This window comes from Acetoanaerobium sticklandii (genome assembly GCF_000196455.1).
Taxonomy (GTDB): domain Bacteria; phylum Bacillota; class Clostridia; order Peptostreptococcales; family Filifactoraceae; genus Acetoanaerobium; species Acetoanaerobium sticklandii.
In genome coordinates this window covers 849079-875926 of the sequence record NC_014614.1, presented here as the reverse complement: position 1 = coordinate 875926, position 26848 = coordinate 849079, and the positions used below count along the sequence as shown (strand labels likewise).

Annotated in this window: 25 protein-coding genes; 4 read left to right on the top strand and 21 right to left on the bottom strand. The window is 29.6% G+C overall.

What is annotated here, in order from left to right; genetic code table 11:
* The first annotated feature begins 140 nt into the window (after positions 1–140).
* Both CLOST_RS03985 and CLOST_RS03980 read left to right on the top strand, forming a co-directional pair.
* Positions 141–1565, top strand: a complete 1425-nt coding sequence (locus CLOST_RS03985) for an APC family permease (RefSeq protein ID WP_013360963.1) — start codon at positions 141–143, stop codon at positions 1563–1565.
* Between the two features lie 33 nt (positions 1566–1598).
* Positions 1599–2327, top strand: a complete 729-nt coding sequence (locus CLOST_RS03980; RefSeq protein WP_013360962.1) for a gamma-glutamyl-gamma-aminobutyrate hydrolase family protein — start codon at positions 1599–1601, stop codon at positions 2325–2327.
* Between the two features lie 70 nt (positions 2328–2397).
* Here the strand turns inward: CLOST_RS03980 and CLOST_RS03975 are convergent, their stop codons facing one another.
* From CLOST_RS03975 to CLOST_RS14190, 13 genes are all read right to left on the bottom strand, one after another.
* The gene (locus tag CLOST_RS03975) at positions 2398–2958 is read right to left on the bottom strand and encodes a hypothetical protein (protein ID WP_013360961.1); all 561 of its coding nucleotides are present in this window, start codon (positions 2956–2958) and stop codon (positions 2398–2400) included.
* A gap of 80 nt (positions 2959–3038) precedes the next feature.
* Positions 3039–3575 carry a hypothetical protein gene (locus CLOST_RS03970; RefSeq protein ID WP_041487098.1) on the bottom strand — a complete coding sequence of 179 codons (537 nt, stop codon included), beginning with the start codon at positions 3573–3575 and terminating at the stop codon, positions 3039–3041.
* Positions 3533–4201 (bottom strand): hypothetical protein, encoded by a 669-nt coding sequence (locus CLOST_RS03965; RefSeq protein ID WP_013360959.1) that lies wholly within the window; start codon positions 4199–4201, stop codon positions 3533–3535. Before CLOST_RS03965 ends, CLOST_RS03970 begins: the two co-directional genes overlap by 43 nt.
* Before the next feature lie 119 nt (positions 4202–4320).
* Positions 4321–5748, bottom strand: a complete 1428-nt coding sequence (locus CLOST_RS03960) for a hypothetical protein (RefSeq protein ID WP_013360958.1) — start codon at positions 5746–5748, stop codon at positions 4321–4323.
* An 80-nt stretch (positions 5749–5828) separates the two neighbouring features.
* Positions 5829–6569, bottom strand: a complete 741-nt coding sequence (locus tag CLOST_RS03955; RefSeq protein WP_041487340.1) for a DUF6339 family protein — start codon at positions 6567–6569, stop codon at positions 5829–5831.
* A complete protein-coding gene (locus CLOST_RS03950) occupies positions 6559–7407 on the bottom strand; it encodes a hypothetical protein (RefSeq protein ID WP_013360956.1) in 849 nt (282 codons plus the stop codon). Before CLOST_RS03950 ends, CLOST_RS03955 begins: the two co-directional genes overlap by 11 nt.
* Positions 7408–7409: 2 nt before the next feature.
* Entirely contained in the window at positions 7410–9296 is a 1887-nt protein-coding gene (locus CLOST_RS03945; RefSeq protein WP_013360955.1) for a hypothetical protein, read from the bottom strand.
* Positions 9297–9359: 63 nt separating this feature from the next.
* A complete protein-coding gene (locus tag CLOST_RS03940; RefSeq protein ID WP_013360954.1) occupies positions 9360–11426 on the bottom strand; it encodes a DUF262 domain-containing protein in 2067 nt (688 codons plus the stop codon).
* Positions 11427–11481: 55 nt separating this feature from the next.
* Positions 11482–11964 carry a hypothetical protein gene (locus CLOST_RS03935; protein ID WP_013360953.1) on the bottom strand — a complete coding sequence of 161 codons (483 nt, stop codon included), beginning with the start codon at positions 11962–11964 and terminating at the stop codon, positions 11482–11484.
* Between the two features lie 687 nt (positions 11965–12651).
* The gene (locus CLOST_RS03930; RefSeq protein WP_013360952.1) at positions 12652–12984 is read right to left on the bottom strand and encodes a hypothetical protein; all 333 of its coding nucleotides are present in this window, start codon (positions 12982–12984) and stop codon (positions 12652–12654) included.
* Positions 12985–13199: 215 nt separating this feature from the next.
* The gene (locus CLOST_RS03925) at positions 13200–13538 is read right to left on the bottom strand and encodes a hypothetical protein (protein ID WP_013360951.1); all 339 of its coding nucleotides are present in this window, start codon (positions 13536–13538) and stop codon (positions 13200–13202) included.
* An 84-nt stretch (positions 13539–13622) separates the two neighbouring features.
* The gene (locus CLOST_RS03920; RefSeq protein ID WP_041487339.1) at positions 13623–14495 is read right to left on the bottom strand and encodes an SPL family radical SAM protein; all 873 of its coding nucleotides are present in this window, start codon (positions 14493–14495) and stop codon (positions 13623–13625) included.
* Positions 14496–14611: 116 nt separating this feature from the next.
* Entirely contained in the window at positions 14612–14902 is a 291-nt protein-coding gene (locus CLOST_RS14190; RefSeq protein WP_310731977.1) for a CC/Se motif family (seleno)protein, read from the bottom strand.
* A 197-nt stretch (positions 14903–15099) separates the two neighbouring features.
* Between CLOST_RS14190 and CLOST_RS03910 the strand changes: the two genes are divergently transcribed.
* Positions 15100–16029, top strand: coding sequence for a DUF4349 domain-containing protein (locus CLOST_RS03910; protein ID WP_013360948.1), 930 nt, complete (start codon positions 15100–15102; stop codon positions 16027–16029).
* 103 nt (positions 16030–16132) lie between these two features.
* Here CLOST_RS03910 and CLOST_RS13480 read toward each other — a convergent pair whose 3' ends face one another.
* Positions 16133–18037 carry an HD-GYP domain-containing protein gene (locus tag CLOST_RS13480; RefSeq protein ID WP_013360947.1) on the bottom strand — a complete coding sequence of 635 codons (1905 nt, stop codon included), beginning with the start codon at positions 18035–18037 and terminating at the stop codon, positions 16133–16135.
* 301 nt (positions 18038–18338) lie between these two features.
* On the opposite strand from CLOST_RS13480, the gene CLOST_RS03900 reads away from it, so the two are divergent.
* On the top strand, positions 18339–19073 hold the full coding sequence (locus tag CLOST_RS03900; protein WP_013360946.1) for an SIMPL domain-containing protein: 735 nt from the start codon (positions 18339–18341) through the stop codon (positions 19071–19073).
* 98 nt (positions 19074–19171) lie between these two features.
* Here the strand turns inward: CLOST_RS03900 and CLOST_RS03895 are convergent, their stop codons facing one another.
* The 7 genes from CLOST_RS03895 to CLOST_RS03865 all read right to left on the bottom strand — a co-directional run bounded on the left by CLOST_RS03895 (position 19172) and on the right by CLOST_RS03865 (position 26790).
* Positions 19172–19435: a Txe/YoeB family addiction module toxin gene (locus CLOST_RS03895; protein ID WP_013360945.1), complete on the bottom strand. Its 264-nt coding sequence runs from the start codon at positions 19433–19435 to the stop codon at positions 19172–19174.
* Positions 19435–19683 carry a type II toxin-antitoxin system Phd/YefM family antitoxin gene (locus tag CLOST_RS03890; protein WP_013360944.1) on the bottom strand — a complete coding sequence of 83 codons (249 nt, stop codon included), beginning with the start codon at positions 19681–19683 and terminating at the stop codon, positions 19435–19437. Before CLOST_RS03890 ends, CLOST_RS03895 begins: the two co-directional genes overlap by 1 nt.
* Positions 19684–19868: 185 nt before the next feature.
* Positions 19869–20780, bottom strand: coding sequence for a GIY-YIG nuclease family protein (locus CLOST_RS03885; protein WP_330360762.1), 912 nt, complete (start codon positions 20778–20780; stop codon positions 19869–19871).
* Positions 20781–20817: 37 nt separating this feature from the next.
* The gene (deoD, locus tag CLOST_RS03880) at positions 20818–21531 is read right to left on the bottom strand and encodes a purine-nucleoside phosphorylase (RefSeq protein ID WP_013360942.1); all 714 of its coding nucleotides are present in this window, start codon (positions 21529–21531) and stop codon (positions 20818–20820) included.
* 75 nt (positions 21532–21606) lie between these two features.
* Positions 21607–22362 carry a GTP pyrophosphokinase gene (locus CLOST_RS03875; protein WP_013360941.1) on the bottom strand — a complete coding sequence of 252 codons (756 nt, stop codon included), beginning with the start codon at positions 22360–22362 and terminating at the stop codon, positions 21607–21609.
* Between the two features lie 79 nt (positions 22363–22441).
* Entirely contained in the window at positions 22442–25531 is a 3090-nt protein-coding gene (locus CLOST_RS03870; RefSeq protein WP_013360940.1) for an efflux RND transporter permease subunit, read from the bottom strand.
* The gene (locus CLOST_RS03865; protein ID WP_013360939.1) at positions 25528–26790 is read right to left on the bottom strand and encodes an efflux RND transporter periplasmic adaptor subunit; all 1263 of its coding nucleotides are present in this window, start codon (positions 26788–26790) and stop codon (positions 25528–25530) included. The genes CLOST_RS03870 and CLOST_RS03865 overlap by 4 nt, the downstream gene beginning before the upstream one ends.
* Positions 26791–26848 lie beyond the last annotated feature (58 nt).

The following is a 26848-nucleotide window of genomic DNA, read 5'->3' as shown; positions in this document are numbered from 1 at the left end:
TTTAAAGAATACCTATATTTCAACGCTTATAAATTATTTTTATATAATATAATTATTATTTTAACAATTTGGCATCAATAATGCTTAATAGAACAATAAATTCTGAACTTTATAAATAATCACAAAAGGAGATGATTGACATGAACAAAAAATTTGGTTTTTGGTCTATAGTGTTATTGACCATCAACGGCATTATTGGTACAGGTATTTTCTTATCACCCGCAGGAGTTGTAAAAGTTGCAGGAACTTATACTCCTCTAGTTTATATTTTAGCTGGATTATTCGCTATTATATTAGCAATTACATTTGCTTCAGCCGCTAAGTATATTTCTAAAAATGGCTCTGGTTATGCATATTCAAAAGCAGCCTTTGGAAATGAAGTCGGTTACTATGTGGGTATCACTAGATTCGCAGCTGGCTCAATTGCTTGGGGTGTAATGGCGACTGCTGTAGTACGTACTACACTTGGAATCTTTGGTGGACCAGATGCCCAAACGCAAGGCAATATAACTCTTGGATTTTTAATACTTATGGGAATACTTTTAGCAATTGTATTTTCTGGATCTTACATAACAAAAATAGCCAGCAATATTTCTACTATAGGAAAAATAACTGCTTTATTAGTTGCAGTATTTGCTGGACTTGCAATATTTTTAAAAACTGGACAAAACAATTTTATGTCTATTAATCAAGCAGTGGATACTGCAGGTGAGCTTATCGTAAAACCAATGGATGCTTCAATCTTTGTAGGTGCAATTTTAGCTGCTTTTTATGCCTATACAGGCTTTGAATCAGTTGCATCTGCTGCTTCTGAAATGGAAGAACCAGAAAAAAATCTTCCAAAAGCAATTCCTTTAGCTATAGGAATAGTTGCTCTAATCTATGTAAGTGTAGTGAGTATAGCTATGATAATAAATCCTGAAGGCATACTAAATTCAACTGAACCTGTAATTTTAGCTTCTGCTTTTTTAAACCCACTCATCAAAAACATAATTATCTACGGAGCAGTTATATCTATGTTTGGTATCAATATAGCTGCAGCTTTCAGTACTCCAAGAATTTTTGAAGCTATGGCTGATGAGGGACAGCTACCTATATTTCTTTCTAAAAAAACTAAGCAAGGAGTTCCCCTATTCGCTTTCCTAGTTACAGCATCAATGGCCATCGCAGTTCCTATGGCTTTCCAGTACAATATGCGTGGAATCATGATAATAAGCTCAGTATCTAGATTTATTCAATTTTTAGTAGTTCCTATGGCTGTAATTATGTTCTACTATGATAAAAATAAAGAACCAAAGATAGAAACTGCGCAAAAAATGTTCTTTACAGATGTTGTAATTCCTATTCTAGCTTTTGTAACGTCAGCATTCTTACTTTACAAATTCTCATGGGCAGACCAGTTTTCAATGGTAAACGACAATGGAGAAACTGTAGTAAACACCTATGCTATCTGCGCTATGATTATAGGATATGTAATCCTACCTATTGGAGTATACATTCCTTACAAAATGGGGTTATACAAAGAAAAAAAAGTAGTTTCTAGCAGTAATAGAAGCGTTTCATAAGTGACTAAATTAATTTAAGCGAGGAGAAAAATTATGAGCAAACCTATTGTTGGTATATTTACAAATATAGAAATGGATAAAAATTATTTATTCCCAGGCTATCCACGCATAACTATAAACCAAGACTACTCTAGGTCAATAGAAGAAGCTGGTGGAGTTCCAATATTAATCCCTACTAGTCAATATTTTGAGAATTTAGAAAGACAAATCTCTATGTGTGATGGCTTACTATTTAGTGGGGGTCAAGACCTAAACCCAATTCTATATAATGAACAGCCCTGTGATAAGCTAGGAGACTTATCTCCTATGAGAGACAGCTTTGAATTTATGGCTTATGAAATAGCAAATAAACTTCAAAAATCTATATTTGGTATATGTCGTGGAAGTCAGCTTACAAATGTTTTTCATGGAGGAAGTCTATACCAAGATAACAGCTTTCAAGGTACAGACCTAAAGCATATGAACTATGCTAACCCTGATATGCCAGTTCACGATATCATAATAAACGAAGATTCATTCTTATTTAAAGCAACAGGAAAATCTAAAATTTCAATCAATAGCTTCCATCATCAAGCTATCAAAAACTTGGCACCAGGATTTAAAATATCAGCAAGTGCCCCAGATGGAATAATTGAAGCAATCGAAAAAGAAGATGATAGTCAGTTTATCGCCGCTGTTCAGTGGCATCCAGAAATGATGAGCAGAACTAACGAAGATTCTCAAAAAATATTCAAATATTTTATAGACAAACTTAAAAAATAAGTTCAAAATATTTCTACAAAAAAAAGCTATAATCTCTTCTGTTCTATATGAGATTATAGCTTTTTTTATTCTAAAGCTTCACTTCAGAAAGCTCTTGCAAATATTTTTCATCTGTATACTCAGTTTTTAGTTTTCCAAGTAGCTCCCTTGCAGTATCTAGCTCTTTTTTAGCCTTTAGATAATATACCTGATTTAATTTTATATGTTTGCCTAGTAATGAGTGGTTCTGATATAAATCAAACTCTTTTTTATTATCCTCTACTATCTTTATAGCTTCCTTTGTCTCAGCTAATTTAAAATGATAGTATGCAAGATTGCTAAAATACACAACTCTGTTTATTCCTCTTAATCCTTTTTCTGGAATATTCTTTAGTGCTTCCTTTGATTTTCTATAGCTTTTCTTCACTGCATGCCCAGCAGAAATATTGATATAAATAAGTGACTTGTTATATAGATTCTTAGTGGTTTCAAGTAGCTTTGTATTTTCCTCTATATACTTGTCAGGATTATTTTCTGTTATTAGTATAGCTTGCAAAGAGTTGAGCTTCTTTTGAAATGCTTTTTGGGAGAGCCAGTTTATAAATAGTATTAAAAATATTGCCAAGATGATTATTTGTATGATGTAGTTCAAGGCGGTTCCTCCTGTCTGTTAATATGATTTTTGATTTTATGCTAGAGAACTTATTCAGTACTTATAGTTGTCATTGCATTTTACTCTTCTAATGATTTCAAGTATATGTTTTCGTGGTCAAATAAAATTTCTAATGGCCTATTGTATAGCTTGTTTATCTCTTCTATCTTTTCTACAAAAGGAACTACATAGCTGCTTTGATTCTCAATTAGTTTTTCAATACCTTTATCTGCTTTCTTCGAACTATAATTTTTTATTTTGTCTCCAGTTTCAATCAATACTTCATCTATTTGCAAGTTGTTTATTACTGGAACTTTTGCTATAGTCTCACCTAAAACTTTATTAATGTTTCCAAATCCCTTCAATAAATTTGCATTTACTGAAGAATCAGCATAATTCTGTATTTTGTCATAACACAAAGTATAAATTTCACGATATTTAAACGAGTAATCATATATCTTATTAGTAATTTGATCAAGATAAGCTTCATCAAAGTTTTCTAATAAAATTACTTCTAAAAAGCGTGCAAATGAATAAATATATAAAGCAACTTGATAGTCTTTCAAATCTGATATTAGCTTTGTAAGTTGCTTATTAACTTCTTTGTCTCCATGCACAACCAACTTTTTTTAATTCTTATCATTATCTGCTCTTTGTAGAAATCAATTTTTCTTTCTGCTGATTGTCTTATATCTAAAACTTTAGTATAATTACTATCTTTAAATTTTACACTATTCCAATTATGCTTGTAATTATTGAAAACATCAGATAAAAAATTAAGGTCTCCCTTAAGTTCTGATCTTTGCTGTCTTACTAAAAAATCAAGTATCTCTTTCTGTATTTCCAAAATATTCTCAAGCTTTTTATCTATACTCATGATGGAAAATGCAATCATAAGCACTGCTGGATTGCAAATTAGTGGATTAATAACCGCTTGTCCTCCTCCAACAGATCCATTCTCTTTAAGAACTGCTCCTAAATATCCAGAACCATCTTTAAATTTAGCTAAATGGCCTTTATTTGGAATTTCTACATAGCATAATATTTTTCCTGTGGGAGCATCATTCATAACATTTTGAAATGCCAAAGCCAATTGCTCAAAAGAAGTTCCGATTGCTGCTAAACTTACTAAGGATATTTTTTGGTATCTCTCAATACTTATGTCTTCTTCCACAATACTAGGATAAAGTTCCATATTAGAAAATGAGTTTAGTAATTCGTTTTTCTTTTCATTATCATCCATATTGATTTCCCCCTTAGAATCACAATCCTTATCCATTTTAGCAAATATAACTTCAAACTCAATTGCTTAATCCTTTAGTTATTCAGCTCTCGCTAATTAAATAAGTTTATAAGAACAATCTATTTATATCCTTTAAAATTACTTCTAACGTTAATCTCTAATTCTTGAATAGATTTAATAAAATCAACATTATTAAACAATAGTTCATCAGATATATCATAAAAATCCATTTCTACTTTTATGTCATCAATGATTTTATTTATATTAATAAAATTTAATTTTGCTGATACAAAAAAACTAATAAATTCTCTAAATATTAGTTTTTCATTTTCATTAGATTCTTTATAACTATTAATTAGCGGATAATGCAAATTAAAAATAACCCTTCTAAAATCCTCATCATTTTCAGGGCAAATACTTAATAGATATTTTTCTAACTCATCTCTACTTGAGTTTATTATTTTTATTAATTTACTTCTATCATATTTTTCGTTATTATTTTTTTCAAACCTTTCTTTTATATGCTTAGGTAAGTCCTCATGCTTTAAATATTCTTTAAACTCTTCTACGAATTTATTTACTTCATTTTTGTACTGATTTAATATATTTGAGCTTATTAGAGTTCCAAATCTGCCCACTTGATATAAATCATCTTTATATTTTTTATCTATCTTTCCTAATTCTTTTTCAAATATATTTGTGAACTGTACTTCATCAATATCTGTTTTATTAAAAATATGCCAACTACTTTCTAATCTCTCATTGATTTTCGGAAGTAAAGTATTAAATGGTTTTAAGTTAATGCTCCTAGTTGTTATTTTTATTCCGTGTATTTTTCTTTTTAAAATTTTATAGTTATTTCTATAAAAATTTACTTCACTTAGTTTTGCTGGATCAATAGCAGGATTATGTGTTAAATTATTTACACTTTCTTCAATATTTTTCAATGCAATAGACTTTTCATCATGACTTATTTTCACTTTTGGAAAAACTATAATCTTACTATCATTTTTTTCTATTATTTTATCTTCATTTCCTTGTCTTTCTTCTTTATTACTGATTAAATCAAATAAATCATAACTTTCTTTATCACCATTATTAACAATAATATTTTGACTATCGTTTTCTAGTTGCTTAACTATATCAATTGTTATATCATCATTAAAGAAAAAACCATTCGGGAAATTCATTTCTTTAGATTCATTATATTTAAAAGTTAATTCTGGCATATATACAATCGACTTATCATCCACAACTAGAATGCCTAATCTTAATTTATTTACCAATTTTAAATCTATTATTTCAGCATTTTTTAATAATACTTCTAATGATTCTGTCTCCCCAAATCCTAATCTAATTGCATCCTCACCTTTTTCTAAATATACAGTCGGAACAAAATTCCTTTTTTTACTTAAATCTACTAGACTTTCCAATTCCACTTTTAAAAATGCTGGCTTTGCAAATATTATTTTCTTTTCTGCTAATTTCATAAAGTCCAATATTTTGTCATCAGTTACTTTAATAAATTCTAGAGAACCATGGGTCATATAATCTCCTCCTAAATCATAACTACTGATAACAGTTAAATTTTTTTATTTATACAAAGCAGCGATACAATCGTTTCCCTTTAAATATCTGGAGTATATTTTTTTAGATTTTCCAAAAATAAAACTTCTAGCTCTTCTTTATCAAGTGTAGGTGCTAATACCACAGGATAGCTTTTGTTTAGTTCAAAAATAACTCTTCTTCCTACACGCTCATCTTTTCCCAAATCTGGTCTATCTTTTATTTTAGCTTTTAAAATTTCAGATAAATCATTATCGTAGATTATATCTAAAACATTCAATAAAAACTTATCGTTTCTAAATATCTCATACTTTATAATATAGTTGTAGACATCTAGGTTATTTGCTATTAAGTTATAATAAAATTCTCTTTTATCTGGATCGTCTACATTGTCATTCACATATTGAGCTGCTAGCACACATTTATATATATAATTTTCCCAATCAAACTTTTTTACAACCACATTTTTAAAATTAGATTCACTTTCTTTTACTGCAGGATATTTTTCTAAAATATAATCTCTTTTTTTCAGTAATAAAAGTGAATGCCAAAACTGTCCATCTAGAGAATATTCTCTATCCATATCTAAATAATGATTTGAAATTATATTAATAGCCTCCACAAAAAGTGGGGCTCTTAAATTTTCTGAAACATTAATATAAATTGGAAAATCTGGTGCTGAATTTATATTTGCAATTTTATCATCATAATGTTCTTCTAAACTTCCAATAGTATTATTTAAAAAATCATTATAAACTTGTTCCCCTTTTATATAACTGCTTTTCAAAAATCTAATTTCCATTTTCATTTAGCCCCTTTATAACATTTGAAAATTTTTCTAAAATTCTATCAGAAGATTTATATATGACTTCATCAATATTTTTAATATCTACCCCATCTATCCCCTTTGACTTTAGTAGATTATATAGCTTTGCATATAGAGGTTCTTCTGGCATTTCCATATCAGTAAAATCAAGTGATTCTCCATCCTCTGATTTTTCTGTTATCATATTCATTAGAGCTTTTTGCATTCCCATGTATATGTATGGATAATTCAATATTGAGCTGTTCGGAGATGTAACAAACTGGTAATCTTCATGTTTGTATTCAATTATTATTGTTTCGCTTCCCACTTCAATTTTTATATCTGAATTAAGGTCGCTTGATATTCTTTTTTCAAAAATATCAAAAGGTTTTCTCATGCTTCCATCGAAAATAACAACATTTGATAAACCTAACAAACAATGCTTATCAATTGATATTTTTGTCTTTATTCCAGTATAAAAGTCAGTTAAGTCATTATTGTCCTGAAAATCAATTTGTTCTTCAGCTCTTATGATTAACTGTATGCTAGTCCTATTATCTAAAGATATTCTATTTTTAGGTATACTTACTTTGGAGTTATTTTCAACCCTAAAAAATTTATTATCTTTAGCTCTTATAACTAAAAATAAAGCTGCTTTTTTTGTATCAATTAAATTTTTGATATAATCCGAGCCTATTTCATATGTGATTTCAAAAATAAACTCATTAGTATTATCTTTTAAATCTACTTCTAAATTAAATATATTTTCTGTATAATCGTCTAATTCATTTTTTAATACTGGATATGGAAATATTGCATTTTTTGAAAAAATCATATCTATACCTCCAAATAATACAAGAACTTTAATGTCTTGTTATAGCTAGAGTTTAAATCCATCTCTAAACCAATATTTTTATTTTTTAATGTGATATTTTTGATATATTCTCCTTCTGAGCTCAGAAGATTTCCAGACTGAACATCTAGTATAGCCTTATAATCCGTGTTTATGTTAAGTTCATTATCACGTTCTTTGCCTTGTCCATCTATTACCTTAATCATAAGATTGCATAGTAAAGGTCTATTTTTTACATCTTCACCTGAAAGATTTATATTTAAAAATTCTTTATCCTTATGAATAAAACGTCTAACCATATGAGGATGAACTTTTATAAACTGCTTAGTAACGTTATCCTTATCAGTTTTCTTTACTTTTTTTGCTGGCTTCTTTTCTTTTTCATTTTTATTTTTTTCTGTCTTATCTTTCTCTTTTTTATCTTCTTTTTTCTTCTTGGTGTCATACTTTACAATAGGTTTTTCTTCAACACTTTGCGATAATTTTACTATTTTAGTATTTGCTTTAAGCTCAGTCTTAAACTTGTTTTCTACATCGTAAATTATATCCTTTGTGTCGATTTTTCCATCTACTGGGTTATTTTTTCTAATAAAATCATCTAATATTTTTCTGATTTCGGTACTTAAATTATTTAAAAACTTTTTAGAATTTTTCTGTTCCTTGGAGTCTTTTATATGATCTACACTAAGCTCACTATGTGATTCATTTTCCAAGGATTTTAAAAAAGAGTCCCCATCAGAATCTTTAGGAATAAGTACAGCATTAAAAGGTTTCGTAGCACAATTTAATATCTTTCTATCTTCTATCTTCATTCCAATAGTTCTAATAACTGCTACTCTTCCTTTTAGAATCGAAGTATCATATTGAAAATATAAATTAAACTCATATTTATCTTTATTTCCGTCAAATATGCTAATTTCAAACTTTTCCTTATTTAGATATGTATCTAAATACAAAGGAGTAAATACATCCTTCATTTTTTCTAAATCTTGCTCATAATAATCTGCATTATAAATTATAGTTTTAATATTCTCTTTATCAATCAAAACTTCATTGTACTTAACCTTTAATTTATTTTGATAAATCGACAAGAAAAAGTTATCACAAATTGCTCTCACAATTTCCTTATCATCATTAAAATTTTCTCTCAAATATGGAATAACTATTTTTAATCCTCTAGTATCTTTACTAAACACTTTATCGAATTTATTTTCATATGGGAAATAATGATTATTGTCTGCTTCATCAGTGAAATATCCTGTTGCTCTATACACTGAGCTTTCATATGAATGCTCTACTAATTGAGCAGTTCCACCTAAATGTTTATTTCCATATTCATCACAATTAGCAAAATACATTACGTATAAATCAGAAGCTGCATTTGAAGCAATCTTACCTATTCCATGAGAGCCTCCTCTTGATTTTTCAACCTCAGAGTTATTGTCTGTGATATGAATCCCTTTACTATACGCATATGCACTATAGGTATTAGCAGAACCTGAACAATAGCCTTCAGTAGCACCTCTTAATCCCTTTGTATTTCTATCTTCAAATGATATATAATTTACTACTTCTTGGTCTAATTTATTGTGCATGTGCTTTATGGTGTCATTCGCATAAATATTGTGAGAATATAAAACCTTTATCCGTTCCTTAATCTCATCAATTCCAGGGATAAGCCTAGTTTCTATTTCCCCTTTTTCAATTATTACCTCAACTGGCAAATCGCTATCTGGCAATTTACCGTCAAGTGAATTTTGGATATTTTCTCTTATAAGTCCATTAATCCCGTACCCATAAAATCTCTCTAGCACTGGATTAAAGCTTACTTCCTCTATTCTGTTTTGAGTTGCAAACTTCCAGTATCCCATAATTACCCTCCGAAAAAAAATTATATTTTATTTATCCCTTCAAGTCATTGACATTCACTTAAACTATTTATTTTCTTCTAAATATTTAATTATAAGCTCATCTTCAAATCCATAAAGAGTCAAAGCATGTTTTATTCTCTCAAATTTTCCTATATTATCAATATTCCCTTCCATAAAATAAATTTCATTTAGAGCAATTGGACGTCTTATACCTTTTTCCCCTGGCTTCTTTGTTAAACTAATTCTTTCAGCTAAATCCGTTGTAAAAAATGTTTCAGGTTGCAAATCAAAAAGCTGTCTTATAACTTCAAAATATAGTTTTGAAACTTGAGTTATATTTAGTTTTTGATTGAAAAATATAGCATATTCTAATTTTTTATGTTTTGGTTCTTCAGCGTCAAAAATATTAATTTCTCCATTTGTATCTTCAACATAATTTTTGATTTCTGGAAATTTCCAAATCTCCAAAAATCTTTTAGAAAGTCTTTCAAATCTCTTTTCGATTTCAGTTTTTCCCCACTTATCATAATTAGCCAAGTCTTTGTTCAGCCAAAGTCTACTTTCTTTATATCCTGCATCTTTCATATCTCTTTTTTCTTTAAATATTTTATTACCTAATTTTCCATTATTGCCTGAAAGAGTTAAGTTAGAAATTGTATTAGTTAGATTTTCTTTGATATATACAAATTCATCATTTGCTAATTCTTGCTTCCACTTCACATCTGGATTTTGAGGAAATATATGTTCTATAGTTATATCAGTATTATTTTCTATTTGTACACGTTCTTTGTTATTATGATTTTCTAAACGTTCAAGTAGATATACTCTGTTTTTAGATTTAATTCCATAAACATCTTTTACTTTTAAAGCTTCTACTACTTCTAAATCTTTAGGAAATCTTTGAATGCCTGACTTTGATACTAATGTCAACTGAACAGACTCTAAATAATTAGATTGATTAACTTTATCATACAAACCCATAAAAATTTTATTTAAAGCATTTGTTGGTAATCCAACTATAAATCTCCTCCATGTGTATGATTGAATAAATTCTAAAATATCTATAAAAGTGGCTTTATCAATTATTTTAGTGACATAATCATCATATACTTTTAATAAAAATGGGAAAGCAACATTAATCTCTAATCTATTAATGTACTCTAATTGAATTCTTATATCTTTGTCTTGTTCATTTTGTGGATTTAGAAGCTTGTTGTAATGATATACCCAATTTCTAATTTTTATTAAAACAGCCTCTAAGTCTTCCATAGTATTTGTAGGATATTTGAGTTTAAACTCGTTATATACCTTATTTTTATTTGGAATTTTTTTATTTTCAAGTGTCAGATAATCTCTTATATATTCTGATACCTTGCTTACATTTGTACTTTCGTCTTTTGCATACTTTTCTATTATTTCCCAATACTTATTATATATTTTTGCTTGGTCAGCTCTACTAAGTCCCATTAAAATATAGTTTCTAATTAAATCAGCTTGAGATAATTCAAGTCCAGTGGAGTTAAGACTTTCAAATATTCTTTGAGGGTCATCTTTTTCTCTATCAAGAGATATCTCAACAAACATCAATTTTGAAAGACCTTCCAAAACATATTCATAGTTTTCTTCTAGAATTCTACCTTTAAAGTAATTATAATTATCTATAATCTTTGAAAACTCTTTAAAATCTTCATTCTCAATATCTCTCATCAAAAACTGGATAGCCTTATCGTTATTTTCTGTTGGTTTTAATTTCAATTTTTCGTCTTCTGATGCATACTTATTAATTAAATAGGTTTCATTCATTTCATTTGCTAACTCTTCGTCATTTAGCATCTTAGCTAAATTAAAAATAGTAAGATAAATCAAAGTTAATGTTGTGAGCCTTTGTTGGCCATCAATTATAGTAAGCTCTTTGACTTTAGAAGAAGTATAAACATCATCATGTATATATACTATGCTTCCAATAAAATGAGTATTCATATCTTTATTTGAACCAACTTCTAAAATATCATCTAACAGCTGCTTACACTCAGAAGTTGACCAATCATAATTTCTTTGATAAACAGGAATTACAAACTGAGTTTTATTTGCAGATAAAAAATCTTCAACTTTAGTTTCAGTAGCTTTCATAATTTTTTCATTCCTTTCGCTTTTTTACTTTAGGAACATATTTTTAAATTAAACATCAATCTAGAAATATCTCTTCAAACTGATTAGCTTTAATCTTAATAGCAGAATTTCTACCTCCACCAATAGAGATTCTATATGCTCGTTCATTTTTCTTTCTACTTATTGTGATAGACGACTTTTCTAAATTTAGCAGTTCCTCAACTTCACTCTTATTAAGAAGTGCTATTTCACTTTCAGCTAAGCCTTCCATCCCGCATACAAGAGCTAATGATAGGTTAAATCCATTATCTATATAATTTTTCATATCATCTAATTCAGTACATGCAAAACCAAACTGCCAGCTACTATAATTCTCAGTCAAATTCTTTATTTTGCTCGCTCTATACTTAATATATAATCTGCAAGACCCATCATTTGTTGTTAAATCATAAATTTGCCTATTCTCATCACTTTCTACTAAAGCAGGACTTACTTTATTATTAAACAACATAGACAGAACTGCTCCATAATAAAAATCCCCAACTTTTATCTTCGACATAGTATCCCCCGTTTCTTCAATTAATTTTTATTTAAAAAGCTTTCAAGTAGCTTAGTGCTCGTCTTCCCCTTCAGTCGCTCTTTCTAGAAGTATTAAAATTAATCTGATTAAAGCACATTTTTTTGCCTGTCTCATTACTGTTTCTAGGGCTTTTTTTGCATGTTCTGGTGGATCTTTCGTATTTTTTTAGGATGCGTTTGATGATATTTTTCTCATTCCTTCTTGGGCTCTTTTTCTTACGCTCCAGTCTATTGATATATTTTCTTGGATGGCTCTAGTAAGTTCTTTTGCTATTTTCTTTTATGTTTAATCTTCCATGAATTCTTTTACAATGTGATCTGCCGTAAGTGCATCGTGAAATGATATTTGTTTAAAGATTTTTTAGTTTTTCTGAGAACATTTCATATGTTTTTTTATTTTTAAATATTTAACGAAATGCATTATCTCGCAATTTCCTCGCTACTTACTTCATCTATCAATTTGTAAAAATAATCTTTTGAAGTAATCATTCATACAACTCCTTCTTGAAAAATTATATAAGTATTGGCAAATTATAATTATTTATACCCTTTGTATGTATTAAAAAATTTAATCAAGTAACCACTGTTCAAAGAGTTTATTCTTTTTTTACAAATTTACTTATATAGATTTATATTTAAGTATATTTGTAAAAATAAGTTCAATATTTCATATTATTCTCATATACACTAATAAAAACAAAAATGCTGCTGATAATAAAAAGTTAGATATTGCCCATATCAATCCTCTAAAAAATTGCTGTTTATATGTATACGCAGTTTTTTGAGCAAACATAGCAGAAATAAAAGCAACAATTAGGATTATGCCCCCATACCAAGGAATTCTTAAAATTGCAAATGCCGCCAATAAGTTAATAGCTAAAATAATTACCATAGGATAAAAGTATTCATCTTCTCTTACTTTTCTCGAGTAATCTTCATAGCTCATTTCAAAATTATAAACTTTGATGGTTAGATTTATTATATCCAAAAATGGCTTCATCAAGATTCCTGCTTCCATCTTATTTTTTATTAACAGATTTTGATATATTTTTTAATATGAGTAGGTTTAAGTTCATCTCTAACTACGGATAGTTATATAAATATTCTAAATAAAAAAGTCTTATCTATGATTATTATCTCATATATAAGACTTTGGTTGTAGATGTATATTCAATTTTTGAATTCAAATTATTTATTAGATTTAGACTGGATTAATCACATACTCACTACCATATAGCCTTTGTCTACATAGTCTTTCATTCCTGCATGTCCTTTCATATCATCTAGCATTAGAATTCCTGTGGCTAGGTTTTGACCATATACTTCCATTACTTTAGAACATGCTAAGCAAATTCCAGCTATAAGTCCCAGTTCTTTAGATTTTAAGTAAAGAGGATTTTTTTCTTCTTCAAATAATGGAACTAATTTTACTGATGCTCCTTCAAATATTATTTTAACTTCTTTTCCTGCTTCATGAAAATCTAGTGCATTTAGTAATATATGCTGAAAGCACATCTTTTCCCCAGTCATTCCATAAAAAAGTATTTTGTCCATATTTTAACCACCTCTCTAATTTTTTCATATTCTCTCTTGATATGATAATATATACCGCATAATTTTTGTTAATAATCTTTCAAACTAATCTAAGAAGCTCAGCTGCTCAAATTCTGTTTTGTCCTCGAACTCATTGAGATAGACAAATATATTATCTGGCTTATGCTCAATTTTATTTTCCTCGCAAAATTCATGGAATATTTTCATGAGTTTTGTGTTATTTTTGCTATTTATTATATAGCTATTCCCATATTCTTTAATATACTGCTCTTTGAGGTTTGGAAATTTCTTGTCTAGCTGAGCGTAGAAGTATTCTCTACTTCCATCACGCAGAGTCACTCCTATCCCAAAGCAAAGAATTCCATATACTTTCGCTTCTTTGCAATAATTCAGTATTCCTAATAGGTTTTCTTCTGTATCATTTATATAAGGTAGCAGTGGTGTAAGCCATACTACTGTAGGAATTCCTGCATCTCTTAATGTTAATAGGGCTTCGAATCGTTCTTTTGTAGTTGATACGTTTGGTTCTATTTCTTTGCATAGTTCTTCATCGTAGGTCGTGAGTGTCATTTGAACTACGCATTTAGTTTTTTCATTTATTTCTTTTAGTAAATCCAAATCTCTAAGTACTATATTTGACTTAGTTATAAGGGTAATTCCAAATCTATATCTGCTTACTACTTCCAAAGCCTTTCTTGTATGTTTTAGCTTGATTTCTTCAGGAATATAGGGATCTGTCATTGAGCCCATACCAATCATACATTTTTTTCGCTTTCTTTTTAAGGCATCTTCTAATAGTTCTATTGCGTTTTCTTTTATTTCTATATCTTCGAATTTATGGTTCATCTGGTAGCAGGTGCTTCTTGAATCACAGTATATGCAGCCATGTGTGCATCCTCTATATAGGTTCATTCCATTTTTTGGTGAAAGGATTCCTTTTACTTTTGTAAAATGCATATCAATCTCCTTGAAAAGGTAAATAAAAAAAGCCTTATCCATGATTATTATCTCATAAATAAGACTTTATCGCCTAATATATTAATTCAAAATTAATTCATAATTTTTTTGTAATACTAAACTATTTTAATATTTGTAAGGATTATTTCTTTTAGAAATAAGAATCCTCTTAAATCTACTTCTGCATGCTCTTTTGTAAATTCAAAACCCTTGTCTATATATACTTTGATTCCTTCTACATCATACTGATTAAAGTCCTCTCCAGCCTGGGGAGGTGTAGGCGATACTATAGCCTCTACCATTGGCCCTGCTCAGCCACGGGAACAGACTCTTTTTTCGAAGGTTATTGTGCTTATTGATTTTTGATTCATATATGCTTTAGCTTTTTCTGTTATATCAATTTTCATATTATATCCCTCCTTGAATGTTTCTATTTACTTGCTTTATATATACCCTTTTTGTGTACTTTAAATAATAGTTAAACTTCTTATGAGTATTTAAGTATATGTTATAAGTTTTGGGTATAGGTTTTAATATACATAAAGGCTTACGAAAAATTAATTGATTTTCGTTAATACTATTATTTCCAAAGGAGTTGAGCTTTATGAAGAATTTTAAGTTTTCATATTTACTAGTTTTATTTCTAGTTTTTAATCTTATTTTTGCTGGATGCTCATCAAACAAAAATGAATCTGCAACTGAAGAGGTTCAAAACTCAGCTCCTGATATGGCTACTGATTCAGGCAGTGTAGCTCCTCAGCCCGAGATGGAAGGTATCGATTATATCAGCGACCCTAAAAGTATAGAGCCCGACAAAATCATTACTACTGTATCTATTTATATGCAGACAAAAGATTTTATGCCTACTGTAGAAAAGCTAAATTCATTAATTGAAAAACACAAGGGCTATATAGAGACCTCTAATATATCCTATAACAACTATGTCTACAGCAGCGCCTTAAAACGCTCTGAATACACCATAAGAATTCCTAGAGAGAATCTATCGAATTTTAAAAAGGAACTAACTGAAATTGGAAACATTATTTCTGAAAACACTTCGAAAATGGATATAACCAAGCAGTATAGAGATACTCAGTCTAGACTTAAGGTACTAGAAACAAAGGAAGCTAGAATTCTTGCACTGCTGGAAAAAGCTGAGAAGATGGAAGATATTATAGCGCTTGAAAATCAGCTTAGCACTATAATTTATGATAAAGAAAATCTAACTGCAAGTATTATGAATATGGATGACAGCGTAAATTACAGCACAGTTAATTTTCAGCTAGAAGAAGTTGCAAAGTTTAGCTCTGGAGATAATATCAAAACTCCATTTGGCACTAGAGTTATGAATGCACTTAAAGAATCAGCTTATTACGCTGGAAGGTTTTTTGAAGATGCTATCATAGCACTTATATATTTCTTTCCATATGGAATCGTGATTTCCATCATAGGATATCTTGTACTAAAAGTTATTAAAAAAAGAAAAGGTAAGTCAATTAGAAAAGATATAAATAAAGACCAAACTCCACATTAGAATTTTAAAACAGGTTTGCTTAATTCAATCTTAAGCTAAACCTGTTTTTATTTTGGCATCTCTACATTTCTCAATGTTCAATAACCTTTAATATTTTATTGCTTTAGAGTTCATATATTCTTCTTATAGCTCCTAATTCATTTAGAAAAACCTCTACTAAGTTTGGATCAAAGTGTTTTCCTGCACCTTTTTTAATAGTCTCCACTGCATCATTGAATCCATGGGCGTCTTTATAAACTCTTTTTGATGTGAGCGCATCAAATACATCTGCTATTGCTACTATTCTAGCTGAAAGAGGTATTTCATCGCCTTTTAGCCCTTCTGGATATCCTGAGCCGTCCCATTTTTCATGATGATATCTAGCAATTTCTTCAGCAACTTTGAAAAAGTCTTTATCAAACATTTTCAAGCTTTCTCTTATTTCTCTAAAAATATCAGCTCCTACAGCTGCATGAGTTCTCATCTCCTGCCATTCCTCTGGAGTGAGCGCTCCTGGTTTTTTAAGTATTGCATCTGGAATAGATACTTTTCCTATATCATGAGAAGCTGCATTACGCTCGATTTCCAAAATATATTTCTCTGAAATATCATATCCTGGTATATTTTGAGCTTTTAATCCTTTTGCCAAGATAACTGAGTATTTAACCATCCTTTGTATGTGTTCACCTGTGGATGTATCTTTACCTTCTACTAGCTCTGCAAAGCTCGATGTCATTTTAGAAAATACTACTTTTGTAAAGTATGCTCTATTCATCAAGGTTTCAATTTCATTGATTATGCCTTTTCCTATTCTCAAGGTTTCACTGTTAAAGAATGCCTTTTTTCTAGAGCTAAAGAACACCATTCCAAAAACTGAGCCACTCACCATAAGTGGGATTATCATATTCGAGAGCATACCTTCTCTTCTGATGAGTTCTAGTGATGGACTATATGGTCTATCTTCATGTTCGGCTTCCAAATCATCTATTATCATAGGCTCACCAGAATCTATGATTTTCTTTAATCTTGTAGATTCAATAGATACTTCGAATCCTGGTCCTAGCTTAATTTCACCAGACTTAATCACTCCATGCTCGGCTATGATTTTTCCGCCTTCATAGTCTACAAAGGCAACCCCTATTCTATCAATTTCAAGTCTTTCGCTTAATTTATAAAATAAAGCATCTACTACATCGTCTACTATATAGTACTTTGTTAGTAAGGTGCTTATTTCATCTGAGAAGTTTTTTTCTGCAGTTATTGTTTCTACATAATCCACCATTTGAACTTCTTCATCAAAATATGGCTTTATTTTAGGAAGTGAGTCTTCTAAATTTTTACGGCTTGATATTACCTTTAGGCTTTTCATCATGTAAGAAAAATCGTATTGAATAAAACGAAGTATTACTACGCCTAATAAAAACAGTATGCCTATCAGGGTAATTATTACTGCATTTATAATTAAAGTAATATCTTTAACCATTAAATTCTCAATATTCTTTTGATATTCTATTAGATTTTTTATAGATTTATCTTGCTCTATAAAAAGCTTAGCTAGTTTTTCGACATCAGTATCAACTATATAAGCCACAGATACAGTAGAATTTATATCGCTTACCTTACTTGATAATTCATCTACAGTGCTTTTCATAGGTGCCAAATTATTGCTATGTCTTCCTAGTGTCTGCTTGTCTATTTTAGTAAGATTATCCCCTAGCTCCCCATAAAGCTTATTAAACTTTTTTATATTTACTTGTATTATGAGCTTATTTTTTGCATATGCATTTTTCAGAGCATCATTCATTTTTACAGATTCATCTTTTTCTACTTGAGTCTTTATATTTTCTATTACTGCTATAGGAAGCCTAGTTTCTGCCTGAAGAACGCTTATTTCATCTACTAAGGATCTATTTGATTCATAGTAGGTTTTTATTTGTGGCACTAAAATAAAATTAGACACAATAGCTACAATAGAAGCTATGCATACTAATCCTACACTTAATTTTATGATGTTTTCTATTTTTCTCATTGAGCACCCCCTATCAGATGATTTTATCAGATTAGCCGTTATTTATCTTTAAAAATTTATAAATTTTATTTACCCTTTTAGATAATAGCTTTGCTTCACTATATTAATTTTATATTTTTTGTAAATTTTAACTTTAGCTTTCGTGTTATTATGATTTTATCATAAATTTATGTAATTATTATATTTTATAGTTCGTTTTCTCTATCAAATATTTAATTTTTAGTTCATTCTCTTCAGGAATTCATTGGGTTATTTTTGTACTTGTTTCTAATAAACTAATTTTGAAAGGAAGTTCGATGTTATGGAGCAAAAAAATTCTGCATGGATTATCGTATCAATTATTTTAGGAATATCCTTATTTGCATCAGCTTTTGTGTTAACACAAGGAATAAAGAGCATCAGATCATCTGGAAATGAAATTTCACTTAAAGGCTCCGCAAAGGAAGAGATTAAATCAGATTATGCTGTTTGGTCTGGATCATTTAGTTCAAACAATGTAGAATTACAAACTGCGTATCAGGATTTGGAATCTACAGCCCAGCAAGTTAAGGATTTTCTTATTTCAAAAGGATTTTCTGAAAAAGACTTAATATTTTCAAGCGTAAGTACCATGCCAATAAATGCTATCTTGCAAAATGGTATGTATTCAAACTCAATAGAAAGCTACAGATTATCCCAAACTGTGGAAATCCGCTCTGATGATGTGGATAAAATTGCAGAAATATCTAGAATTTCTACTGAACTGATAAATCAAGGAATAACCTTTGAATCCTATCCACCACAGTATTTCTATACCAAGCTAGCCGATAAAAAAATTCACATGATAGAGATGGCTACTCTAGATGCAAAAGCTAGAGCAGACGCTATGCTAAAATCATCAGGAAAATCAGCAGGGCAGCTTAAGAGTGCCTCTGTTGGAGTATTTCAGATAACTCCACCGTATTCAAATGAAATCTCTGATTATGGCATTAATGATACTTCATCTATAGACAAAGAGATTACTGCTGTAATTACTTGTACCTTTGAAATCAAGTAAAAAACAACAAATAATTATAAATCGTATTTTTTTATATTATCATAAAATTGATAAAAGGAGTTATCTAGAAATTTACTTTCTGATAACTCCTTTTTAAATTAGAATTCATAATGAGACCACATGCTGATTATTTTAATTGTTTTTATATCCTCTAAAATTTGGTACACAAGTCTATGCTGTATATTAATTCTTCTCGAGTATGCTCCCTCAAGGTCACCAACTAATTTTTCATATGGTGGTGGAGATTGATAAGGATTAAGTCTTAATATATCAATTAATGATTTAGTTTTTTTGTCAAGATTGGTTGATTTTAACTTTGGAATATCCTTTAGTGCCATTTTGTCATAAACAATTTTATACATTACCAATCGACCTCGTCTTCTGCTACACATTCATCTACAGAGGTATTTATACTGCTCATGATTTTTTCTCTCATATTTGGAATTGAACAAAGATACAAAGTCTCCATCAAACCATTATAGTCTTCTTCACTTATTATAACTGCATTTCCATCTTTTGTACTTATATTTACTGGTTCATTATATTTTATGGTCTGTTCTAGGATATTGAATAAATTTTTTCTAAAATTAGTGACATTCGTATTAATCACATCAACACCTCCTTTTCTTATGTACATAATAGCGTACATTTAAAAACAGGTCAATTATTAACTTAAAAATGTCCATATTGTTCCTATATCGGAACAATGTAAACCTTCTTGTACTATTCGCAATAAAAAACAGGCTAGCATAAACTCAGTTTAAGCTAAACCTGTTTTTTTATTTCAATATTGATTTATTCATATTCTAAAAAAGCTGTTCCTTTTGAAGCTAGGTCTTGAAGCTCTAGGCTTACTATTTTTCTGAAATCCAAACTTCTTTTTTCATCTGTAAAGCTTGCTCTTATTTTAGCTAAAGCTTTGCCCTCAGCTTTAAATTTTATTATATCTTCATCAGTCAAATCCTCATAAGTTCTTTTTAGAATAATAAGACCTGACACAATGTAGAATAATTTTATTCCTCTATCTATTTCTTCTCCTACTACTACAGCTTTTTTCATAGCTCTATAATTAGACTTTAGATTATTATTATATATATATTCTAAGCCACTTATTATATCCCTAAATTCTTTTGCTGTTTCAAAACGATGATTTTTACTTGCCTCTATCATTTTTTGCCTAGCTACAGAGATAAAATTTGAATTAGCTTTTTCATTTCCTAAAATTTCAATTAAAGATACTCTATTTTCTAGAAATTCCGTATCATTCATTTTTATAGGAAATACACTGTAACCAAATATATAGCTATCACTAGCCTTTGTTATAGGATAAATGTTTTCAAGCTGTTTTAATAGTTGATTTACAAATGAGCGACCTCTATATGGTCCATAGCTGTCAAAGGGTTGTTTTTCAGAGTATATTAGCAATGGCTTTTTTCTACTGTCAGTTCCTACATTTAAGTAGAAATAGTTCTGGTGATTTTTAAACTGAACGTTATATATCGGCTTTAGCTTTTTAATCAAAGCACATTCAAGTATCTGAGCTTCCATATGAGTATCCGTAATTATCCAGTCTACATCCTTTAGATTATGCACCATTCTAATTATTTTCTCTGACTTTTCACCTTTAGTAAAATAGCTTTTTACTCTAGCTTTTAGGTTTTTACTTTTTCCAATATACACTACCCCATCATTTTTGTCCTTCATCAAGTATACGCCTGGACTTTGGGGTAGATTTTTCAGCTTATTACTCAGCAAGTTCCAGCGCTATTTTCATCATGTTGGTAAATGCATTTTGTCTTTCCTCAGATGTTGTAGCTTCATGAGTTGCTAGGTTATCAGACACTGTAAGAAGGCAAGCTGCATTTTTTCCAAGAACCTTTGCATTATGGAAAAGTGCAAAAGCCTCCATCTCTACAGCCACGCATCCATGCTTTGAATAGATTTCTTTATATTCATCAGAAGTTTCTCTATAGAAAACATCAGATGAATGTATTCTTTCTACGTGCATAGGAATTCCAAGTTCATCAGCATAGGTTATTAGCTTATCGTTAAGTTCCTTGCTTCCTTCTATTACATCCTTTGTGTATCCGCCTTGAACCTTTGCATAGCTTGACTCACTCCATGCATCTTTTGCTAGGATAACATCATATAGATTTACATCTGCTGTATATCCTCCGCAAGAGCCTATTCTGATTATATTTTCAACCTCATAAAATTTATATAGCTCATACGAATAGATTCCTATGCTAGGCATACCCATTCCACTTGCCATTACTGATATTTTTCTTCCTTTGTAAGTTCCAGTATATCCTAGAACATTTCTTACTCCATTGAACTGAACTACATCTTCTAAAAATGTATCTGCAATAAATTTCGCTCTTAAAGGGTCTCCTGGCATAAGAACGGTTTTCGCTATTTCCTCTTTGCTTTTAGCTTCAATATGTGGTGTTGGTATCATTTTTTGTTTCCTCCTAATAAATTTCTAATTGCAAAATATATTATACCAAAAACAAATAAATTTATCTAAATTAATCTAACTATCTATAGAATTGCTAAATAGCATACTGATATATTTATTCGTCAATTTTTGGAATTCATCATCTTCAGTGATTTCAGAACTTTGGTCTTTGCTGTCATTTTCAAATTTAAGTTTTTGCATATGCATATGGATTTGCTCCATTTTATAATCCAGCTGAGAAATCTGATCTGCTGCATCCTTTAAATCATTTTTTAAGTTCTCTGGTATCTCTTTATCGTATTTGTAGTATATTTTATGCTCTAAACTAGCCCAAAATTCCATAGCTATAGTTCGAATTTGTACTTCTACAAAGGCTTCCTCAACTCTATCTGACATAAAAACAGGTATTTTTAGTATCATATGAAGACTTTGGTAGCCATTTGGCTTTGGATTTTTTATATAGTCCTTGTATTCCACTACCTCTATATCTCTTTGGTTTACTAGCATTTTTGATACACTGTAAATATCTGATGTAAATGAGCAGATGATTCTAATTCCAGCTATATCTAGCACATTTTTTCGAATTGAATCTATAGTGAATTCATATCCTCTTCTATGCACCTTGTTTATGATGCTTTGAGGAGTTTTCAGCCTAGATTTTACATGCTCTATTGGGTTGTATGAATGAACATATTGAAATTCCTGCTGGAGTATACTGATTTTAGTATTTATTTCCTCCATTCCAAATTTATAGTACATCATATATTTAGTTAGAGTTTTTTGGAGATTTTCTATTTCTTCTAGCTGTTTATAGTTATTGCATTCAACCATAAATGCCTCCCAAACTTCTTTTTTTATGCAACCGTTTTCCTTTAACTATTATACCCAAAATCACTTAATATAATTTTAATTATTCAACAAATTTCTCTTTTATTTCTTCAAAGCCTGCAAAAAGTACAGGAATAACTATTAATGTCAAGAATGTAGCTGACAAGATACCTCCTATTATTGTAACTGCTAATGGAGAAAATCTTTCTGAACCCAAAGCTAACTGCATAGCTAAAGGAAGCATTCCAACAACATCTGATAATGCTGTCATCATAATAGGTCTATATCTCACTGTGATTGCGGAAATTAAGGCTTCATTAGTTGATAATCCTGTTTTTTTAGCTAGTATAGTTTGATCTATAACTAAAATAGCATTATTTACAACTGTTCCTGCAAGAAGTATAAATCCTAACAATACAGGCATTGATACATATTTATTTGTCAATCCTAAAGCTGGAGCAATCCCTATAATGACTAAAGGTATTGATGCCATTATAGTAATTGGATGTATGAATGATTTAAACTGAGGAACCAGTATCAAGTAAACAAAGATAATAGCTAATATTAGAAGAAAAAGCATATCTTTCATCGACTCTCCCATATCTGAGCTTTCTCCGCTGAGCTTAATAGAATAGTCAGTAGGAACTGGGTACTTATCAATAAGTTTTTGAATATCAGATGTAACATGACTATAAGCTCTGCTGTCTATATATCCATAAATATCAATTGTATTTTCTAAATTTTCTTTTGTTATCATATTAGATCTTTTTCCACTTTCAAATTCAGCTATCTCTCTTAGTGGAACTATTGCCCCTATAGGTGATGTAATATTAATATCTTTTAAAGCATCCATGTCATTTCTATATTGCTCTTTAAAAATTAATTTTACATCGATATTGTTTGCATCTACTGTGTTTATGGTTGTACTATTAATACCTTCTAGAGCTATATAAATCTGTTTGGATACTTCAGCTGTACTTAATCCTAGCCTTCTAAGTTCCTCTTCATTTGTTTTTATGAGTATTTGATCATTATCCATGTTTACACTTTTATATATATTAGTTGTTCCTTGAATTTTCTTTACTTCTTCTTCAAAATTACTAGCTAATTTATAGATGACTTCTTCATCATCTCCAGATATTCTTATATCCAATGGTGCAGTAGAACTACTTGTTGCAGTACCCCCTTTTTCTTTTACTACGAATCTTTCAATGTCTGGAATTTTTTTCAACTCAAAACGTAGCCTTTCTTGGAACGACCATATAGTTTCTTTTCTATCTGTTCTTGGGAGCAAATTAATTGTAAATAGAGCTTGATTGGTTCCCATAATGCCAAAGTCTCCAATCATGGCACTATTTTTTTCATATCCAACTTGAACATCGTAACTTTCAATATTTTTTTCTAATTCTAAAAAAGATTCTATATCATCTACGACTGTCAGTGTTTCTTCTACTTTTGTTCCTGGCTCAAGCTCTATTGATAAAAAAGTGGTTCCTCCGTCAAACTTAGGCAACATTTCTATACCATTACTTGCAATAAAGCTTCCACTTAATCCCATTAGAACAACAATAATTAAAAGCATTTTCAATTTATTGCTTAAAGATTTTTTCAAAAGAATAATGTATATTTCCAAAATTTTATCCATCATTTTGTTAAATGGTTCTGAAATATAGCCTATTGCTTTTTCAATTTTTTTAAAGGAAAATTTATGGAACATAACAGTAAATAGGGGTATAACAATAAGTGCAATTACGATTGATGAAGTAATAGCAAATATTACCGTCATTGCTAATGGTCTAAACATCTCTCCTACAAATCCTTTAATAAACAAAAGTGGAATTAGCACTATTAATGTAGTTGTAGCACCTGCAATACTCGGCATGGCAATTTCATTTGTTCCATCAATAGCTGCTTGAATAATATTTTTACTTTTATTGTAGTGTGTCATTATATTTTCTACAACTACTATGGCTCCATCTACAACAAATCCTATACTAAGGATTAAAGCTGATAGCGTTACCATATCGAGTTTCATGCCAGATAATTTCATTAGACCTAGGGTAGACATAAATACTAGTGGCATGGATGCACTAATAACTAGAGATTGATTAATGTTTTTTATAAACAAAACAATTATCAACATAGTGAAAAGAAGAGCTGTCAAAACACTAATTGTCATATTATTAATCATTTGATTAGTAAAAATAGAATCATCTTGAGCGATTTCGAAATTTATAAAGGGATATTTCTTTTCTAAATCAGTAATATTTTCTTTTAAGTTATCTATGACATCTATAGTATTTGCATCACTTTTTTTAGTTATCATCAATGCGATTCCATCTGAACCATTATATACATATGCGCTTTCTTTATCTCCTGTATTAAAGTACACTTCTCCTAAATCGCTTAAGTATACTTTATTACCGTCTATTGTCTTAATGCCTAAATTCTTTATATCTTCCAAGTTTTTAAATTCATCTTCTATTCTAACCAAAACTTCTTTGCCATCATCTGTAATCTTGCCCCCTGGAGCCTTTATGTTATTCATTAATAGAGAGCTATTAATTTGATTTATTGTAATTCCGTGGGCATTCATACGACTACGGTCTAATTGAATTTCAACTTGAGTTTCATTTCCTCCAAAATAACTAACTGAAGCTACTCCATCTATTAACTGAAGATCAAAAGCAATTTTTTCTTCAGCAATTTGTCTTATTTCTCTTAAGTCTACTGAATCACTACTTAGACTTATTGTTGCAACTGGTTTATCAGAAGTGCTAAATTTCAATACTTTTGCTTCAGGTAAGTTTGCTGGAAGTTCACTTTTAATACGACTCAGAGAATTTTGAACATCAATCGCAGCTTGGTCTACATTTATACCATAATTAAAATCTAGTTTTATTATTGCTACATTGTCCTGGCCAATAGATTTAATATTTTTTATTCCATCTAAACTTCCAAAAACATTTTCAATGGGTTCTATTACATCATTTATAACGTCTTGCGCTGAAGCTCCTGGATATTGAGCAAGAACAGTAACCGATGGAGAGTTTGTATCAGGAGACATTTGAGATTTTAAAGTCATTTTCGAATATGTTCCAAATAATAAAATGGCAATGGTCAAAGATAAAATAAAGTATTTATATTTGATAGAAATTTGTCCTATTTTCATTCTTTATCCTCTCCCTGGTATATATATACTTTGGCTCCATCATATAAATTTTTAAGATTTTTTATTGCAATTTTTTCTCCCGTTTCAATTCCATTTAGTATAGCAACCTTATCTTTGACTTCAATGCCTATTTCTACTTGTTTCTTTGTAACAAGTCCGTCTTTGACTGTATAGACATAAGTTGCATCTGTTTGTTTTACTAAACTTTCTTTGCTTATTAGAGGGCTATTTTCGCTTTCTTCTATTACAAATTCCACATCTACTGTACTTCCTATAATAAGTTCATCGAGTATTTCTTCTTGATTAATATTAATTTCCACATCTGTCATTTTAGTTTTACTATTCATATATGAAGAAATCTTTGTTATTTGAGCATCTAGATTCAAGCCCCTGCCAATAATCCCTAGCTTTACTTTCCCATTTTCTTTAATATTAGATAAATCTTTTTCAGAAACTGAAACTAATACTTTCATTTCATTTCTATCATCTATTGTAACAAATGGCTTTGTTCCAATAGCTAAATCACCCTTTTCATAATTTATAACTCGAATATTCCCTGACAAAGGTGCTCTAATTTCAGTATCTTTAATTGTCATGTCTATTTCATCTATCATAGTTTTTAATTCTTCTATTTGACTATTTAGCATATTTTTTTGATTTTCTAATGATTCATAATTATTATCTATTGTAGATTTTAATTCATTTTTTTGTATATCCATAGAAAGCGACTTCTGCTCTAATTCATCATAAGTATTTTTGGGAATTGCGCCTGCATCAAGCAAAGCTTTCATTTTCATTTTTTGATCATTTAGATAAGTTATCTCTGATTCAAGTTTTTCAAGGCTATATATTGCTGAACTAGATGTATAGTAATCAGAAACTTCTTGGCTAAGATAGCTTGAATTTATTTGTAAGGTTTTAAGTTTGCTTTCTAAAGTTTTTTTGTTTGCTATAAGCTTACTATCGTCTAATTTTGCCATTAAAGTTCCTTGTTCTACCCTGTCTCCTTCATTTACATATATATCTTTTATTTCTGCAGTAATTTTTGAAGATATGTTTACTGTACTTTTAGATTCCATCAAGCCAGTATAGTGTATAGATTTTGTAAGATTCCCAAACTCTACATTTTCTACTTGAATAGGAACTCCTAAATCTAAGGAATTGCTAGTCTCTTTTTTTAGACTTTGATTATTTTTTATCATTATAATTATTAAGATTGATATAAGAATTACTATAAAAAATATAATCTTTTTCTTCATTAGCCTTACTACCTCCCTCAGGTTTATAATAAATATAAAAAAGCAAAAATGTTACTGA

Bases quoted from the DNA above. Each gene is read 5' to 3' on its own strand.
- deoD (WP_013360942.1), bottom strand. From the start codon at position 21,531: ATGATACCAACACCACATATTGAAGCTAAAAGCAAAGAGGAAATAGCG.
- CLOST_RS03930 (WP_013360952.1), bottom strand. From the start codon at position 12,984: ATGAAGCCATTTTTGGATATAATAAATCTAACCATCAAAGTTTATAAT.
- CLOST_RS03895 (WP_013360945.1), bottom strand. From the start codon at position 19,435: ATGTATAAAATTGTTTATGACAAAATGGCACTAAAGGATATTCCAAAG.
- CLOST_RS03935 (WP_013360953.1), bottom strand. From the start codon at position 11,964: ATGTCGAAGATAAAAGTTGGGGATTTTTATTATGGAGCAGTTCTGTCT.
- CLOST_RS03985 (WP_013360963.1), top strand. From the start codon at position 141: ATGAACAAAAAATTTGGTTTTTGGTCTATAGTGTTATTGACCATCAAC.
- CLOST_RS03865 (WP_013360939.1), bottom strand. From the start codon at position 26,790: ATGAAGAAAAAGATTATATTTTTTATAGTAATTCTTATATCAATCTTA.
- CLOST_RS03950 (WP_013360956.1), bottom strand. From the start codon at position 7,407: ATGATTTTTTCAAAAAATGCAATATTTCCATATCCAGTATTAAAAAAT.
- CLOST_RS03965 (WP_013360959.1), bottom strand. From the start codon at position 4,201: ATGGATGATAATGAAAAGAAAAACGAATTACTAAACTCATTTTCTAAT.
- CLOST_RS03945 (WP_013360955.1), bottom strand. From the start codon at position 9,296: ATGGGATACTGGAAGTTTGCAACTCAAAACAGAATAGAGGAAGTAAGC.
- CLOST_RS03875 (WP_013360941.1), bottom strand. From the start codon at position 22,362: ATGGTTGAATGCAATAACTATAAACAGCTAGAAGAAATAGAAAATCTC.
- CLOST_RS03960 (WP_013360958.1), bottom strand. From the start codon at position 5,748: ATGACCCATGGTTCTCTAGAATTTATTAAAGTAACTGATGACAAAATA.
- CLOST_RS03900 (WP_013360946.1), top strand. From the start codon at position 18,339: ATGGAGCAAAAAAATTCTGCATGGATTATCGTATCAATTATTTTAGGA.
- CLOST_RS03920 (WP_041487339.1), bottom strand. From the start codon at position 14,495: ATGCATTTTACAAAAGTAAAAGGAATCCTTTCACCAAAAAATGGAATG.
- CLOST_RS13480 (WP_013360947.1), bottom strand. From the start codon at position 18,037: ATGAGAAAAATAGAAAACATCATAAAATTAAGTGTAGGATTAGTATGC.
- CLOST_RS03955 (WP_041487340.1), bottom strand. From the start codon at position 6,569: ATGGAAATTAGATTTTTGAAAAGCAGTTATATAAAAGGGGAACAAGTT.
- CLOST_RS03870 (WP_013360940.1), bottom strand. From the start codon at position 25,531: ATGAAAATAGGACAAATTTCTATCAAATATAAATACTTTATTTTATCT.
- CLOST_RS03910 (WP_013360948.1), top strand. From the start codon at position 15,100: ATGAAGAATTTTAAGTTTTCATATTTACTAGTTTTATTTCTAGTTTTT.
- CLOST_RS03940 (WP_013360954.1), bottom strand. From the start codon at position 11,426: ATGAAAGCTACTGAAACTAAAGTTGAAGATTTTTTATCTGCAAATAAA.
- CLOST_RS03925 (WP_013360951.1), bottom strand. From the start codon at position 13,538: ATGGACAAAATACTTTTTTATGGAATGACTGGGGAAAAGATGTGCTTT.
- CLOST_RS03980 (WP_013360962.1), top strand. From the start codon at position 1,599: ATGAGCAAACCTATTGTTGGTATATTTACAAATATAGAAATGGATAAA.